Origin of the sequence: Absiella sp. AM09-50 (genome assembly GCF_003433845.1) — a bacterium.
Lineage (GTDB): Bacteria > Bacillota_I > Bacilli_A > Erysipelotrichales > Erysipelotrichaceae > Hoskinsella > Hoskinsella hominis.
Genome location: NZ_QVFI01000006.1, coordinates 102,842 through 119,164 on the forward strand (window position 1 = coordinate 102,842; position 16,323 = coordinate 119,164).

The following is a 16,323-nucleotide window of genomic DNA, read 5'->3' on the forward strand; positions in this document are numbered from 1 at the left end:
AAATAAAGGGTCAGGCATTTTTTTACTTGACCCTTTCTAATGAATATCAGTATAATAAAACCTAGATTAGGGGTGGTGCTATGTTACTACAAGACAAAATGCGACATACGAAATTTTCAACAAGTGAACAGATTGTAGTAGACTTTATGTTAGACCAACAAGAACATCTAAAAGATTATTCTACGACGATGATTGCACAGGAAACATATACCTCACCATCAATTCTGGTAAGAATATCAAAAAAACTGGGATTTTCAGGTTATTCAGAGTTTAAAAAATGTTTCCTAGAAGAAGTACATTATCTTATGAAGGATTTTAAAGAAATAGATGCGAATATGCCATTTTCAAAAGATGATACATATTTACAATTAGCAAGTAAACTGGTTGCTTTGAAAAAAGAAAGTTTAGATGATACTTTTTCTTTATTGCATTATGAAGATATACAAAAAGCCATTCACTTGATGAAGAAAGCTTCTATCATAAAGGTATTTGCTATATCCAACATGACATTTCTTGCGGAGGAGTTCGTATTTAAAATGCGTCATATAGGTAAAGAAACCCAGACCTATTCTTTATCTAATATGATATATCAAGAAGCTGTTTTATCAACTCCTTCTGATTGTGCAATTTGTATTTCTTATTCAGGCGAATCTGGAGAATTATTAACAACTGTTAACCATTTAAAGCATAATCAGGTTCCTGTAATCGCCATTACAAGTATAGGACAAAATACTCTTACAAAACTTGCGGATGTGACTCTGTATACGACCACAAGAGAAAAAGCTTATTCTAAAATTGGTGGTTTTTCTTCTATTACGTCAATATCATTATTATTGGATACTCTTTATGCTTGTTACTTCCAAAGTGATTATTACTATCATTATGCTTATAAATTAAAACTGGCACAGCAAACAGAGCAGCGCCAGATTGAAAACGATATTGTTAAGGAAGGCTAATAAAGCCTTTTTTAATATAACTCTCCATACAGATGCGAATTGTATCTTCAATAGAATATTGTGGAGAATAATCCATCAGTTTTTTTGCATTCTCGATGCTATAGTAACCACTTCTTGCGATATGATAATAGGTATGGTCTATCTCATCTTGTCTGTTGACATAGGAGCACCATTGATTCCATGGCAAAAATTGAATATCTTCTTTCTGATGGAAAAATTCATACAACAATGAAGCATATCCATACAGAGTGATAGAATGATCACTTACAGCATGAAAGCTTTGTCCCAGTACCTGATCTTTATGTTGAATAGCTTTTATAAACATTTGCGCTACATCATCAGCATGTACATGATGCAAGGTTTCCATGCCCCAATTAGGAAGATATATGGTTTTTCCATGTGCTACTTTTTCAATCACATCTGTATTGGTATTTCCATAAGGATTAATAATGAGCCATCCAGGACCGGATATTTGTCCAGGCATAATGATCGTAGCAGGAAAACCATTATTTTGAAATTCCTGTTTTAAATATAGTTCACTTTGATATTTCTGTATACCATAATCATCTAATGGAAATTTTTCATCATTTGGATCAGCAGGCAGATGTTTTGCTCTTCCATGTGCCCATATAGATGAACAAAAAATATACTGGGTGAATGGAATACTTTTTAAAGCGGCGACAATTTGCTTTGTATCATTCAGATGAAAATTAATCAAATCGATTACAATATCAGGATGCATATCTGCAATCTTTTTTGCGAATAAGGGATCTTTTTTGCGATCCATAGAAATATGCTGTACCTGTTTCCATGCATGATGTTGATGGTATGGTTGTGATAATCCTCTAGATATCGCAATCACCTCATAGCCTTCCTTAACAAGGCGTGGAATCAAATAGGTGCCAATATGTCCATAAGCACCAATAACAATCACTTTCATAAAAATTCCTCCTTTTTAATCGACTACAGATTATCACGATTTCAAATAAGAAAAAACAGGGAATCGATATCTTAGAAAAGCTTTTCCAAAATCACCATGTCCTATGCATGATATTTGAGAAAGCTTTTTTACTATTCCTATTAGGCATGGCAAATCATGTAATATAAGTATTTGTTTTTTACAAGCACTAAATTTAAAATGTAATTAGAAAAGGAGGCTGATTAATTGAAAGGTATAAAATTTCTACTAATCACAGTAATCTGCTTATTTACGGTCAGTGCATGTAAAGAAAAGCAGACTGCCAATCAAAAAACAATGTCACAAAAGGAGAAAACAACCATGAAAATACAAGTAGAAAACAATCAGACAACTATCCTATATAAGTTAAATGAAAGTGATGGGGCAAAACAGTTATATGAGCAACTGCCATTGAAGGTGAAAATAGAAAATTTCAATACCAATGAAAAAATATTCTATCCACCTAAAAAACTGGATACGAAGAATACACCCATGGCAAATGCGAAAGCAGGTACTCTTGCCTATTATGCACCATGGGGTAATATTGTTATGTTTTATGGAGATTTTGGAAAAGGACAAGGTTTATATGAATTAGGAAACGTCATATCTGGTAAAAACGATATACAAAATTTAAAAGGAACCATCACGATAGCTAAATTGGATCAATAAAGTAATACAGCTTTCATGATTTAGAAACAATTATATGAATACAACAGGAGGAACGAAAACATGATGAATTTTATATTTGACAACCCAACAAAACTGCTTTTTGGAAGCGACAAAATAAAAGAACTGCATACACAGGCACTACCTGGCAAGAAAGCATTATTATTGATATCTAATGGGAAATCTACGCGTGCAAATGGATATTTAGACCGTGTGATGGAACAATTAGAAATGGCAAATGTGGAAGCTGTGATTTTTGATAAAGTCATGGAGAATCCACTGAAAGAAATGGTTATGGAGGGAGCAGCTTTTGCAAAAGAAAATTATTGTGATTTTATTGTGGCACTTGGTGGTGGTGCAGTGTTAGATTCTTCGATTGCGATATCTGCGATGGCTACCAATCCTGGTGATTTATGGGATTATGTACAGGGTGGAACTGGAAATGGGCAGCCTTTACAGGCGAAAGGATTACCAGTTGTTACGATTGCGACAACATCAGGCACAGGCTCTGAAATCAATTGCTGGGGTGTAATTTCTAATCCCGAAACAAATGAAAAAATCGGTTTTGGCGATCCTTCCTTAACACCAGTATTATCTATTGTAGATCCCAAGCTTATGTTGAGCGTACCTGCAAAATACACTGCTTATCAGGGTTTTGATGCATTATTTCACAATACTGAAGTCATGATTAGTAATGGTGTGAATGTATTAAGTGAAACATTAGCTTTATCGGCAATTGAACATATTGCCACATATCTTCCTAAAGCTGTGAAAAATGGTTTAGATTTAGAGGCAAGAGAACATGTAGCTTATGGCAGTACGATTGCGGGTATGACCATGCAGTTGACAAGTACGACCGCAAAGCATGCCATGGAGCATTCTATGAGTGCTTATCATCACAATTTGCCTCATGGTGCTGGATTGATCATGATTTCAAAAGCATTTTACGAATTTTTCATTGAGCATCATGCATGTGATGCACAGTTCATTAAAATGGCAAAAGCTATGGGAATCAAAAACGCAGATAAACCAGAAGATTTCATTACCGCACTTATGGATTTACAAAAAGCATGTGGTGTGGATCAGTTAAAAATGAGTGATTATGGTTTCCATATAGAAGAATGTATGACATTAGCCAAAGGGGCACGTTCTATGCAGGGAGGGTTATTTCTGGCAAATCCTTGTGAAATGAGTGATGAAGATTGTGCTGAAATTTTTAGAAAATCTTATCGATAGCAAAGGACTCTGTGAATATTCACAGAGTTTTTTGAGAAATTATTTATAAGCTTGGTATGAATTGTATTGGTATAGAATTTAGTATATTTATTTTGTAGCGAAACAAATATAGTATGCATAAATGTGTATATGATGGATTGACATGCATATAAATGCGTATTATAATATAGATGTGAAGGGAGGTCATGTAATGCCAATGACTTCAAAGCAGATGATCAAACTGCTTAAACAAAACGGTTTTATTGAGATAAGACAGGCTGGCTCGCATAAAATTATGAATAACCCTGTAACCAATAAAAGCGTTGTTGTCCCTTTCCATGCAAAAGATTTACCAAAAGGCACTGAAAGGAATATTCTAAAACAGGCAGGACTGTTATAGTCCGCCTGCATTAGGATTATTTCGAGATAAACTAAAAGGAGGAAATGATATGAAAGCGATGTATCCAGCTTTATTCGAAAAGGAAGATAATTGCTATAATGTTACGTTTCCAGATTTGCCAGAAGCTATTACATGTGGAGACACATTAGAACAGGCGATTGAGATGGCCAAAGAGTGTTTAGGTCTTTGTTTAGATGTGAGAAGAGCAAACAAAGAAGAAATGCCTATTATGAGTGATCCATCTACAATTAAATGTGCAAACAGTTTTTTTGTTATGATGATTGAATACGATTCAATTGAATTCAACAAACGATATAACAAAAAAGCAATAAGGAAAAACGTCACGATACCGGCATGGTTAAATGAATTAGCCGAAGAGAAAAATGTCAACTTTTCAAACGTATTACAAAACGCATTAATTAAGAAACTGAATATCTGAGATAACATATATTCAGACAGCACCTAATTGGTGCTTTTCTTTTAGAAAAAGAAATTGAAAAGAATCAGAATATTGTATTATAATGAAACAGAATTTAGATGAGGTGAAATATATGGAATTAACAATGTTAGGAACGGGCAATGCCATGGTTACAGAATGCTATAATACGTGTTTTGTATTAAGTGAAAACAAGGAATGTTTTTTAGTGGATGCAGGTGGAGGAAATACGATTTTACATCAGCTGAAACATGCTGGTATTGACTGGATGAAGATAAAAAATATCTTTGTGACCCATAAACATGTAGATCATATCATGGGAGTTGTCTGGATGATACGTAAAATCACAACTGCTATGCATAAAGGAGTTTATGAAGGAGAAGTCAATATTTATGCACATGATGAAGTCATTAAAATTCTACAGACGATGTGTGAAATGTTGTTACAGAAAAAGGAAACGGCATGGATTGGTAAAGGTGTGCATTTTGTGGAAGTAAAAGATGGTGAAAAGCGCAATGTGATGGGACATGACATCCAGTTTTTTGATATCCATTCCACGAAAGCAAAACAGTTTGGATTTACCATGTGGTATGATAATAAGAAACTTACTTGTTGTGGAGATGAACCATATAATGAATATGAGAAAACATATGTAGAAAACAGTACGTGGCTGCTTCATGAAGCATTTTGTTTGTATCGTGATAGAGAACAATTTCAACCATATGAAAAACATCATTCTACAGTAAAAGATGCGTGTGAATTAGCACAGGCCTTACATGTGAAAAATCTTGTGCTTTATCATACAGAAGATCAAAATATCAAAGAAAGAAAAGCATTATACACCAAAGAAGGCAGAGAATACTTCCATGGCAATCTGTTTGTGCCAGAAGATTTAGAATGTATCAAGTTATAGGGCAGTAAAATTACTGCCTTTTTACATACATATGATTGGCTTTCTGTTATGCAAATAGTATATACTTATGGTAGAGTCGTGATGATTCACGTTACACCAAATATAAGGGGGTAATAAACATGCTGAAGCTTGATAAAATCAGAAAAACATATAAAACCGGAAACTTTGAACAAACAGCATTGGATGATGTTTCTATTTGTTTTCGTAACAATGAATTTGCGGCAATCTTAGGTCCTTCTGGTTCTGGGAAAACCACAATGTTAAATATCATAGGAGGATTAGATCATTATGATTCTGGCGATCTGATGATTGATGGGATATCCACAAAGAAGTATACCTCCAAAGATTGGGATACGTATCGTAATAATCGGATTGGCTTTGTATTTCAAAGTTATAATCTGATTCCCCATCAAAGCATTCTGGCAAATGTTGAACTTGCTTTGACTTTAAGTGGGATACCTGCGACACAACGTAAAGAGCGGGCAATGAAAGCGTTAGAGGAAGTTGGATTGTTGGAACATATTCATAAAAAACCAAACCAGCTGAGTGGTGGACAAATGCAGCGTGTTGCTATTGCCAGAGCACTTGTCAATAATCCTGAAATCGTATTGGCAGATGAACCAACAGGTGCCTTAGATACAAAAACCAGTGTACAGGTCATGGAGCTGTTAATGAATATTGCGAAAGATCGATTGGTCATTATGGTAACGCACAATCCAGAACTTGCACATCAATACGCTAATCGTATCGTACAGTTAAAGGATGGAAGCATCATTTCTGATTCTCATCCCATAAAGGAAGAGGCAGCACCTGCACCTGTGAAAAGGAATATTCGTAAAGCAAAGATGTCCTTGCGCACAGCGGTTGCACTTTCTTTTAGTAATCTGATGACAAAGAAAGCTCGTACATTTGTGACCGCATTGGCTGGATCTATTGGTATTATTGGAATAGCGGCTATCTTATCACTTGCCAATGGTATCAATCAGTATATTGAAAATGTAGAACGAGAAACTTTAAGTTTATATCCTTTATCCATCCAGCGCTCAGGCATTGATATCTCAAAAATGCTGAGTGAACCAACGGGGAAACCACAAACATCCACAAATAAAGAAGATGATAAAAACGTCAGTGAGATCAGTATGATCAAAAATATGTTTTCATATCAAAGCCAAAACGATACTGCCGCTTTAAAGACATATTTAGAAAAACATAAAACAGAAATTGATCCTTATGTGAATACGATTCAATATATGTATCATATTACGCCTCAGATTTATTTAACTGATACTTCAAAATCCATTGAACAGGTCAACCCGGATACTTTGTTTCAAACAGGCAATGATACCTCCCAGGGAATGAGTTCTTTGATGGGCGGTTTTGGGACAATGAGTGCTTTTCATGAATTGCCGCAGGAATCAAAAATGTATGAGAATCAATATGATGTGATGGAAGGCAGATGGGCAAAAAACTATGATGAAATGGTGCTTGTGCTGTCCTCAAATGGAAAGGTATCTGATTATGTATTATATTCTATGGGCATAAATGATCGAGAGAAATTGCGAAAATTAATGGAAGATACAGAGAATGGAAAACCAGCCGTTATGGATGAAAAAGACAGTGATGTAAAATATGCTTATGATACCTTGATGGCACCTAAGTTTCGAGTGATTGATCCAGCGGATCGTTATGTATATGATGAAACGCATCAGATATGGAAAGATCAGTCGAAAGATCAAAGTTATATGAAAAAGCTGATAAAAAATGGTATAGAATTAAAAATCGTTGGTATCGTAAAACCAAAATCTGATTCTGCAATCACTTCCTTATCCAGCGGATTGAATTATTCTTCGCAATTGACAAAGCATCTGATGGATGCGGCGATGGATAAACCAATCGTAAAACAACAGCTACAACAGCCGAATATCAATGTATTTACAGGAAAATCTTTTCAGGATGAAAATAATGATCAGCGTAACAAACTGAAGTTTTCTGATTTGATTTCAATAGATGAGAATAAGTTAAAGAATGCATTTGGCATGGATACCTCACAAATTAATCTTAATACAACAATACCATTTGATCAGTTTTCATTAGATATCCCACTAGATGCTTTACCTAAACCGGATATGCATGTACAGGATATTATGACATCCATTGCCAATCAGGTACATGTGCCAGTAGAACAGTTATCACCAATCATGATGTCACTTTATCAGGATTTTATGAGTGAAGAAATCAAGCAGGGTGTAAGTGATCCTACCCAGATAGTACTTGATCTTCAAACGTATTTATCAAAGCCTGAAATACAGGAAAAGCTGATGAAACAGATTCAGGGAGTTGTGGATCCAACCCAGATATCAAGTCAAATAAGTGAAGCAATCAATACCCAATTAACGAGTGTGATGCAGACATATGTCAAAGAGGTTAGTACGATTTTACAGGATCAGATAAAAACCCAGTCACAACAGCTGATGAGTCAGATGATGGCACAGCTGCCTGATCAGTTAAGAAACAGTATCCATATCGATACCAGTGCTTTTCAAGAAGCTTTCTCTTTGAATATGAGTGAAGAAGAATTAACGAATCTAATGAATTCGCTTATGAATCCTGTGACTTCCACGTATGAACGCAATATGAATCTTTTGGGATATGCCGATGTCCATACACCATCACAGATCAATATCTATCCATTGAATTTCCAGTCTAAACAAAATATTTTAGATTTTTTAGATCAGTATAATGCAGGTCTTGAAAAAAAGGGGAAAGAAATGATTCACTATAATGATCTGGTGGGCACCATGATGACATCTGTGACCGATATCGTTAATACCATCAGTGCGGCATTAATTGCCTTTGTGGCCATTTCTTTAGTGGTATCTTCCATTATGATTGGCGTAATCACATATATTTCTGTGATTGAACGTAAAAAAGAAATCGGAATATTAAGGGCACTGGGTGCCAGTAAGCATAATATTCGCAGTGTATTTAATGCGGAAACATTGATTGTAGGCTTTGTGGCTGGAATGCTGGGAGTATTGGTTACCGCACTGTTATGTATTCCTGCCAATATCTTTGTGGAAGCGAAGTTTGAAATTGAAAATATTGCACAGTTACCGATCGATGGGGCAGTGATTCTGGTCATTATCAGTATGTTGTTGACATATATTGCAGGCTTATTTCCTGCATCTGCGGCCGCAAGAAAAGATCCAGTGGAAGCTTTACGAAGTGAATAAGCTATGTAAGAAGCATAACCTTTGCTATGCTTCTTTTTTATATCAGTGATTCATAAACTTCATAAATGGTATTCCATGTGCTTTCCCCCACAAGACCATCCTGTACCAGACCAAATTCTCTTTGAAAAGCCCGTACAGAACGTTCCAGTCCAGCACCAAAACGAGAATCAACCGTCACAGCTGGAATAGATTCATATTCTTCTGCGACAATGGATAAGAAATATTGTAACTGTTGTACCTCAATACCAACATCCCCACGCCGCAAAACTTTACCCGTCCATAAACCTGTAAAATATCCCTCTAAACGTCCTAAGCTGCCTAATTCCGCAAGCTTTCTAACGGCTACATAAATTCTTGAAAGCATATTCCAAGTAGAGCGTCCTACCACCCCATCCACCAATAGATTAAACTGTCGTTGAAAGGTTTCAACTGCACTTTCTGTGACACTGCCAAAAATCCCATCTGGTGGATATATTAACGGAATATTAGGATAGTTCACCGCAATTCCATTGAGTAATTCCTGAATGATGAATACAGGCTGTCCAAAAGATCCGATTTCTAAAGGATAGCCAGGATAAGATGATGTGATTGGTTGTACATTATCACTTTCTCGCAATAAGATCGTATCCCCATAATAATAGCGAACGATACGCATAGAATCATAGCCACGATTAGCAAGATCCAAGGTACCCCATTGTTTTAAGCCAGGACAAGTTGCTATTTTTCCATCACAATATTCCGCATAATATGGTTCACGATAGAAAGGGCGCTGTAAGTATTGACCAATGACTTCATCCACGATTCTGGAAACACTGTCAAATATATTTCTGCCTTTCACAAATGCCTGATCAAAAGCCGTTGAATTGGTAATATCAAAGTTATATCCACGAGAGCGATACCATTCGGTATATACCCGGTTTAATACAAGTGACATCTGACACCAGATATTCGCACGCAGAGCTTCATAAGGCCATGTTGGATAAATTTCTGAAGATGCGACATTTTTCAGATAGTAAATAAAATCTACTGTCAGATTTTCCGCAGGAGAGGAAGGTCTGCCTAAATGAACGGTAATACTTGTGGGTATGATGATTTCCTCAAGCATTGAAATTCACCTGTGCAAGCCACATCTTATGATCTTCTAATATACGTATATTACGGCGCTGATAATCCTGCATGGATGGTTGAAGCTCTACATGCAGTGTTGACCCGTTTTCAGGAAATACCTGAACATTGCGGGTTTCCTCAATGTCAAAGGTTTCTTTAATAACCTCCACATGGTATTGTTCATAAGGGCGCTCATTGCTTTGCATCATGGATAATGAAATATCTGGTGCATCTAAAGCGATATCCTCAGTTCTGCCATCCGCTCCTGTCGTTGTTTGATAAATCATATTTTCGGCTTTCATATCTGTATGATAAATATTGACTTGTGCATCATTTACTGGTTGTTGATCTGTGTTATACGCTTCAATGCGTAAATATCCTGTAGCGATATCTACCACCTCCACTTTAGACTATGTAAGGAATGGTATCTGCCATAGTCAATTGTCTAAAATCATGAAATCTTATATAAGAAAAGCAGGTACTCTTCGCACCTGCACATCTATTTGTTGTTTTGTTTTTGATAATCAATACCCCAGTTCCACATAGCATCCAAAATCGGTTTTAAGCTTCTGCCTTGTTCACTCAGCGTATATTCTACTCTTGGTGGAACTTCTGGATACACAGTTCTAATCAATAGGCCATCTGCTTCCATAGCGCGAAGATTACTGGTTAATACTTTCTGGGAGATGCTTCCAATGGATGCTTTTAATTCATTATAACGCATTGTTTTTTCCATAAGATCACGTAAAATCAATACTTTCCATTTATTACTGATCAACAGCAGCGTTGTTTCTACAGGACAAGCGGGCAATTCTTTATTCATCATGATTCCTCCAATAGTATCTTTTTGGTTCCTATAGCACTTTCATGTACCTACTTCACAAAGGGACCTATGTAGACTATTATAATGATGCGGATGATAAAACGCAAGTATTTATATAAAGGAGATGTAAGATCATGAATGAAGTAGTAAAATTTTTGAATGACAATCCAGTCCAATATCTGGCAACAGTTGGAAGAGATGGAAAAGCAAAATGTCGTCCTTTTATGTTTTGTTTTGAAAAGGATGGAAAGCTGTGGTTTTGTACAAATAATACAAAGGATGTCTATCAAGATATGCAGGCAAATCCCAATGTTGAAGTCAGTGTAGCAAGTGCAGAGTATGCATGGATTAGATTACATGGGGAAGTGGTTTTTGAGGATAACAAAGAAGTCAAACAACTGTGTATGAACAACCCTATCGTCAAGGGACAATATGAAACTGCGGATAATCCAATCTTTGTGGTATTCTATCTGAAGAATGCAGAAGCAGTTATTGCGGATTTTAGTGGACAGCCACCTAAGACATATCGGGTATAAGTAACTATTGAAAAGCAGTTTGAATGAAAACTGCTTTTTCCTTGCATATAATCTATGGTATCATAAAAGAAAGAAGGAGGTCTTTATGATGAATTATCAAAAAATTCTGGTAGAAAATATTCATTCCACAGCAATCGCAACCGTTGATGCAGAAGGAAAACCAGTAAATCGTATCATTGATATGATGTTGGAGAAAGATGGAAAACTGTATTTTTTAACCGCAAAAGGAAAAGCATTTTATGATCAACTAATGGCACAGGCATATGTATCCATAGTAGGGGTAAAAAATCAGGCATCCATTTCCTTACATGGAAATATACGAAATATTGGAAAACAATATCTGGATGAAATCTTTGAAAAAAATCCATATATGAAACAAATCTATCCAGATGATCGCAGAGAACCTTTGGAAGTCTTTGAAATCTATGAAGGAGAAGGGGAATACTTTGATATTTCTGTAACACCGATTGTTCGTGAAAGCTTTACAATCGGAGAAGTAAAGGCATCCAATCATGGCTATATCATTCATGATACCTGCATCGGTTGTGGAAAATGTATAGATGTATGCCCTCAAAACTGTATTGAAGAAGGTGTTCCTTATCGAATCATTGAGCGTCATTGTGTGCATTGTGGTGCCTGTATGCAGGTATGCCCGCAACATGCTATAGAAAAGAGCAATGTATGATGGAGGAATTATTAGATCAGCTGCTTCAATATCTGTTAAGTGAAAAAGAGGAATATCAGGGAATACAGCTTCCTGACAGTTTTGATGAAAAATTCAGATTATATCGTTCTTTGGTAAATGTAAGATTGCCAAAACCCATAGATCCTGCTTATTTAAAAATTCAAAATGAATTTCTGCATGAATACAGTCTGCGTAAAGGAATCATTACCCTAAAGGATATGGAAAAATTAGATACCCATATATACCTATACAAAGGGGATATTACACGATTACAGGTAGATGCGATCGTTAATGCCGCTAACGCACAGATGCTGGGATGTTTTGTGCCGTGTCATGGCTGTATCGATAATGCGATTCATACATTTGCGGGGATTAAATTACGTGAGGAATGTGCCAATATCATGCGTATACAAGGACATGATGAACCATGTGGCAGCGCCAAAATTACCAAGGCATATCAACTTCCCAGTAAATATATCCTTCATACAGTAGGACCGATTGTTTATGGCAAGCTGACAATGGAACACAAAGAGCAATTGGCTTCATGTTATCGTTCAGTTTTACAACTTGCATATGATCGACATTTAAGAAGTGTAGCATTTTGTTGTATTTCCACAGGAGAATTCCACTTTCCAAATGAAGAAGCAGCACGTATTGCTGTGGCAGTTGTGAAAACATTCTTAAAGACACACGAAATGGAGGTGATTTTCAATGTTTTCAAACAAGAAGATGAAACCATCTATCATAGATTACTCACTTCAACAAAAGACGATGAACAGCTGGATTCATCAAGCTGACGCTATCATCATTGGGGCAGGGGCAGGGCTCTCCACAGCTGCTGGATTAACTTATGATGGTGAAGTATTTCATGAACATTTCTCAGATTTTATCGAGAAATATCACTTTACAGATATGTATTCTGCTGGGTTTTATCCCTTTGCCTCTTTGGAAGAATATTGGGGGTATTGGAGTCGTCACATTTATTATAACCGTTATGAAACACATACCAATTCGACTTATGATGATTTGTTTCAACTTGTAAAAGATAAAGATTACTTTGTGATTACCACCAATGTAGATCATCAGTTTCAATTACATGGATTTGATAAACAGCGTTTATTTTATACCCAGGGGGATTATGGACTGTTTCAATGCTCCATGCGCTGCCATGAAAAAACATATGATAATGAAAGAGCCATTAGAGCAATGATCCATGCACAAAAGGATATGAAAATTCCAAGCGATTTAATACCTTACTGTCCAATATGTGGTGCACCGATGAGTGTCAATTTACGTTGTGATCATCGCTTTGTGGAAGATGAAGGATGGCATAATGCCAAAGAGCGGTATGAAAAGTTTCTAAAGGAGCATAAGCAAAAACGGCTGGTATTATTAGAACTGGGAGTAGGAAATAATACACCAGGAATCATTAAGTTTCCATTCTGGCAGTTATGCTATGAAGGGACAAGGTGTGGATATATCAGTATATCTTTGGATGTACAGCGTATCCCTGATGAAATTCAATCAAAATCAATCATCATAAAAAAAGATATACATGAAGTACTGCTGGACTTAAAAAACACCAGCATGCTTACAAAGCATACTGAGAGATAGAAGATAAGTATTAGACAAAATGTTCCTGTTTGATTATCATGGAAGTAGTGATAAAGGAGCAGTAGAGATGAATAGAAAAGAAGTACAGGCATGGTTTCCTTTGCGTGATGAAGAACTACAAAGTTTTGAACAGGCAGGATTATATGATCATCCAAAAGCTGAAAACGGTTTGATGGAATATGATGATAAAGATATAAAACGGTTAAGTCTGCTTGTGACATTAACACAAATCGGGATGAATATGGAGGATATCAAAACATATATTGGTTATGAGCGTTGCGATATAGATCAAAAAAGTAAAAAAGTATTATTACTGAAGAAACATCGTCAGGCATTGTTAGAGAAGCTACATGACCAACAAAAATGTATCGATTGTCTGGATATGTTATTATATGATCTACAAGGCTGCTGCTGTAAAAGGTAGCAGTTTTTTTACATTCTTCTATGCTTTTTATGTATTGGAATTCATGCAATATGAGTATTAGACATATGAAAAAGATGCCTGTAGAGGAATGGGAATATCTGGTAGATCTTTTGATGATGGAACTGGATGAACAGCTGCCATATCCAAATATATAACAAAAGCTGTCAATGACAGCCTTTTTAAATATTAATACGAAGAAGAGTTTATCGCAAATGTATGATAAACCATGTCCTGATGGATATCTGGCTGATCTATAGGATCTAAAACAAATTCTATGGTTGGCTCAAAAATATCATTTCGTAAAGTTTCACCACCAAGAATGGAAATACGATACCAGCCATTTGCTAATGATATGATTGGTTTTTGATATAGTTTTTGTTGCGTCATATAATGTTTTACAGCATCCATTGTAAAATGATGTAAAATATGCCATGTAAATAATACAAGGGTTTGATGTTCTACTTTTATATAATAATTTTGATAATGAAATTGTAGACGATGCTCTTTTTGAAGAAGTGTTGGTTGGTTTTCTTCAATATCAAATATAATGGTATATGGATAATTTCTAATACCTTCCATAGGAAGTACAAGGCCATCTTCTATAGCCTGATCGATGCTGTTATTTGATGTAAACTCTGTTGCTAAATCATCCATCAAGCATTGATTTTGTTTCCATTCACATAATGCTTCCATATCACCAAGAAAAAAGTAATTCACAAGATCATTCAGCACTTCAGTAAATATATATTTCATAAATAATCCTCCTAGACTGTTTCATTTTCTTCATTAACCTCTTTTTGAAGCTCTTTTAGAAAATATTCACTTGCTTTAGAAAACACCTGATATTTCTTCCATACAAAAGCCAGACCAACTTCCAACTTTGGCTGTAATGGTCGAAAACATAAAGGAGAATCTCCAGTGGTATTGATCAGCCCTTCTAAAGACAACGCATATCCAGCACCATCTTCCACCATTAAAGAGGCATTATAGATTAGATTATAAGAAGCAATCAGGGATAATTTATCATAATCTTTCTTCATCCATCCGGAGATGATATTATTTACCATCCGCTGAGCAGAGTAGATGATAGGCTGTCCTATCAAATCATCTGGTGTTATATATGCATTCTTTGCTAAGGGGCTGTCTTTTCGCATCAATACACCCCAAACATCTTTTGTGGGAAGTTTGATAAAATCATATTTTGTCATGTTTGCAGGTTCTATCAAAACACCAAAATCTAATAATCCTTTATCTAAACGATCACCGACATCTTCGGCATTTCCACTATATAAATGAAAACGAACCATAGGGTATTGTGCCTGCATACGCTGTATGGCTTTTGTTATAAAACGCATGCCTTGTGTTTCACCACCGCCGATATAAATATCTGCATTTAATTCATTATCGACAGCACTCATTTCTAATTGTGTTTTTTCTACTAGGGAACTGATTTCTTCTGCACGTTTTCTAAGCAGCATGCCTTCCTCTGTTAAGGTAATCTTGCGGTTTCCACGTACAAACAATTGTTTCCCAAATTCATCTTCTAATTCTTTAATCTGTCTGGACAAGGTTGGCTGCGTGATATGTAAAGCTTCTGCGGCAGCGGAGATGCTTTCTTCTCTAGCGATTGCCAAGAAGTATTGTAAAACACGAAATTCCATAAGCTATACCACCTTTCTTCTGCTTTTATTATAATGAATTTATCTATGCTTTTCAAGTATGGCAATATATTTGATATAGGTATTTGCTATTTTATGACAGTGACAATAAAATATAAATGTAAAGAAAGAGAGGTAATTTACATGAAAAAAATATGTGTGATATCTACCAGTTATCGCAAGCAGGGAAACTCTGATCTGCTGGCTGATGAATTTATAAAAGGTGCTTTAGAAAAAGGTCATGAAGTGGAAAAGATATATCTGTCAAATCAAACAATCAATTTTTGCCGTGGCTGTCTGCATTGTCAAACAAGTGGAACCTGTATCATCAAAGATGATATTTCTGAGATTCTGGAAAAGATGAAAACAAGTGATGTGCTTGTGTTTGCCACACCGATTTATTTCTATGAAATGAGTGGACAGATGAAAACGTTGTTGGATCGTAGTAATCCATTATATGCTAGTGATTATCAATTCCGTGATATCTATTTAATTGCAACGGCTGCAGATGATGATATTACCTGTATGAATCGTTGTATCGAAGGATTAAACGGCTGGATAACATGTTTTGAACATGCACAGTTAAAAGGTGTGATGAAAGGTGTTGATGTTGATGGCTTTGGTGAAGTAAAAAGTAAAACAGGGCTTCTATCACTTGCATATAACATGGGGAAACAAGTATAAAAAGGAGGGATTCAT

The 16,323-nt window shown here is 35.8% G+C and carries 19 protein-coding genes; 13 read left to right on the top strand and 6 right to left on the bottom strand.

The window, feature by feature from the left end; genetic code table 11:
- The first annotated feature begins 80 nt into the window (after positions 1–80).
- Entirely contained in the window at positions 81–956 is an 876-nt protein-coding gene (locus DW114_RS07580; RefSeq protein WP_117453176.1) for a MurR/RpiR family transcriptional regulator, read from the top strand.
- On the opposite strand, the gene DW114_RS07585 is transcribed toward DW114_RS07580, so the two are convergent.
- A complete protein-coding gene (locus DW114_RS07585; protein ID WP_117453177.1) occupies positions 943–1,896 on the bottom strand; it encodes an NAD-dependent epimerase/dehydratase family protein in 954 nt (317 codons plus the stop codon). The two genes, DW114_RS07580 and DW114_RS07585, sit on opposite strands and share 14 nt — an antisense overlap.
- 225 nt (positions 1,897–2,121) lie before the next feature.
- On the opposite strand from DW114_RS07585, the gene DW114_RS07590 reads away from it, so the two are divergent.
- The 6 genes from DW114_RS07590 (at position 2,122) to DW114_RS07615 (ending at position 8,777) form a co-directional block, all read left to right on the top strand.
- On the top strand, positions 2,122–2,583 hold the full coding sequence (locus DW114_RS07590) for a cyclophilin-like fold protein (RefSeq protein WP_199483545.1): 462 nt from the start codon (positions 2,122–2,124) through the stop codon (positions 2,581–2,583).
- A 60-nt stretch (positions 2,584–2,643) separates the two neighbouring features.
- A complete protein-coding gene (locus DW114_RS07595; protein WP_117453178.1) occupies positions 2,644–3,816 on the top strand; it encodes an iron-containing alcohol dehydrogenase in 1,173 nt (390 codons plus the stop codon).
- Between the two features lie 190 nt (positions 3,817–4,006).
- The gene (locus tag DW114_RS07600; RefSeq protein WP_117453179.1) at positions 4,007–4,195 is read left to right on the top strand and encodes a type II toxin-antitoxin system HicA family toxin; all 189 of its coding nucleotides are present in this window, start codon (positions 4,007–4,009) and stop codon (positions 4,193–4,195) included.
- A 49-nt stretch (positions 4,196–4,244) separates the two neighbouring features.
- Positions 4,245–4,634: a type II toxin-antitoxin system HicB family antitoxin gene (locus tag DW114_RS07605; protein ID WP_117453180.1), complete on the top strand. Its 390-nt coding sequence runs from the start codon at positions 4,245–4,247 to the stop codon at positions 4,632–4,634.
- Positions 4,635–4,746: 112 nt separating this feature from the next.
- Positions 4,747–5,544, top strand: a complete 798-nt coding sequence (locus tag DW114_RS07610; RefSeq protein ID WP_117453181.1) for an MBL fold metallo-hydrolase — start codon at positions 4,747–4,749, stop codon at positions 5,542–5,544.
- 119 nt (positions 5,545–5,663) lie between these two features.
- Entirely contained in the window at positions 5,664–8,777 is a 3,114-nt protein-coding gene (locus DW114_RS07615; RefSeq protein ID WP_117453182.1) for an ABC transporter ATP-binding protein/permease, read from the top strand.
- Positions 8,778–8,814: 37 nt separating this feature from the next.
- Here the strand turns inward: DW114_RS07615 and DW114_RS07620 are convergent, their stop codons facing one another.
- The 3 genes from DW114_RS07620 to DW114_RS07630 all read right to left on the bottom strand — a co-directional run bounded on the left by DW114_RS07620 (position 8,815) and on the right by DW114_RS07630 (position 10,710).
- Positions 8,815–9,882 carry a peptidoglycan-binding protein gene (locus DW114_RS07620; protein WP_117453183.1) on the bottom strand — a complete coding sequence of 356 codons (1,068 nt, stop codon included), beginning with the start codon at positions 9,880–9,882 and terminating at the stop codon, positions 8,815–8,817.
- Positions 9,875–10,282, bottom strand: a complete 408-nt coding sequence (locus DW114_RS07625) for a carboxypeptidase regulatory-like domain-containing protein (protein ID WP_117453184.1) — start codon at positions 10,280–10,282, stop codon at positions 9,875–9,877. Before DW114_RS07625 ends, DW114_RS07620 begins: the two co-directional genes overlap by 8 nt.
- Before the next feature lie 101 nt (positions 10,283–10,383).
- Positions 10,384–10,710, bottom strand: a complete 327-nt coding sequence (locus tag DW114_RS07630) for a winged helix-turn-helix transcriptional regulator (protein WP_199483544.1) — start codon at positions 10,708–10,710, stop codon at positions 10,384–10,386.
- Positions 10,711–10,841: 131 nt separating this feature from the next.
- On the opposite strand from DW114_RS07630, the gene DW114_RS07635 reads away from it, so the two are divergent.
- From DW114_RS07635 to DW114_RS07655, 5 genes are all read left to right on the top strand, one after another.
- Positions 10,842–11,243, top strand: coding sequence for a pyridoxamine 5'-phosphate oxidase family protein (locus tag DW114_RS07635; protein WP_117453186.1), 402 nt, complete (start codon positions 10,842–10,844; stop codon positions 11,241–11,243).
- An 85-nt stretch (positions 11,244–11,328) separates the two neighbouring features.
- Entirely contained in the window at positions 11,329–11,928 is a 600-nt protein-coding gene (locus DW114_RS07640) for a 4Fe-4S binding protein (RefSeq protein ID WP_199483543.1), read from the top strand.
- Entirely contained in the window at positions 11,925–12,725 is an 801-nt protein-coding gene (locus DW114_RS07645) for a protein-ADP-ribose hydrolase (protein WP_233509556.1), read from the top strand. The genes DW114_RS07640 and DW114_RS07645 overlap by 4 nt, the downstream gene beginning before the upstream one ends.
- Positions 12,640–13,542, top strand: a complete 903-nt coding sequence (locus tag DW114_RS07650) for an SIR2 family NAD-dependent protein deacylase (RefSeq protein WP_233509555.1) — start codon at positions 12,640–12,642, stop codon at positions 13,540–13,542. Before DW114_RS07645 ends, DW114_RS07650 begins: the two co-directional genes overlap by 86 nt.
- Before the next feature lie 67 nt (positions 13,543–13,609).
- Complete coding sequence (locus DW114_RS07655; RefSeq protein WP_158552207.1) at positions 13,610–13,966, top strand: MerR family transcriptional regulator; 357 nt, start codon at positions 13,610–13,612, stop codon at positions 13,964–13,966.
- Positions 13,967–14,152: 186 nt separating this feature from the next.
- Here the strand turns inward: DW114_RS07655 and DW114_RS07660 are convergent, their stop codons facing one another.
- Positions 14,153–14,719 carry a hypothetical protein gene (locus DW114_RS07660; protein ID WP_117453188.1) on the bottom strand — a complete coding sequence of 189 codons (567 nt, stop codon included), beginning with the start codon at positions 14,717–14,719 and terminating at the stop codon, positions 14,153–14,155.
- Positions 14,720–14,730: 11 nt separating this feature from the next.
- Positions 14,731–15,627: a LysR family transcriptional regulator gene (locus tag DW114_RS07665; protein WP_117453189.1), complete on the bottom strand. Its 897-nt coding sequence runs from the start codon at positions 15,625–15,627 to the stop codon at positions 14,731–14,733.
- A 141-nt stretch (positions 15,628–15,768) separates the two neighbouring features.
- On the opposite strand from DW114_RS07665, the gene DW114_RS07670 reads away from it, so the two are divergent.
- The gene (locus DW114_RS07670) at positions 15,769–16,308 is read left to right on the top strand and encodes a flavodoxin family protein (protein ID WP_117453190.1); all 540 of its coding nucleotides are present in this window, start codon (positions 15,769–15,771) and stop codon (positions 16,306–16,308) included.
- Positions 16,309–16,323: the final 15 nt, after the last annotated feature.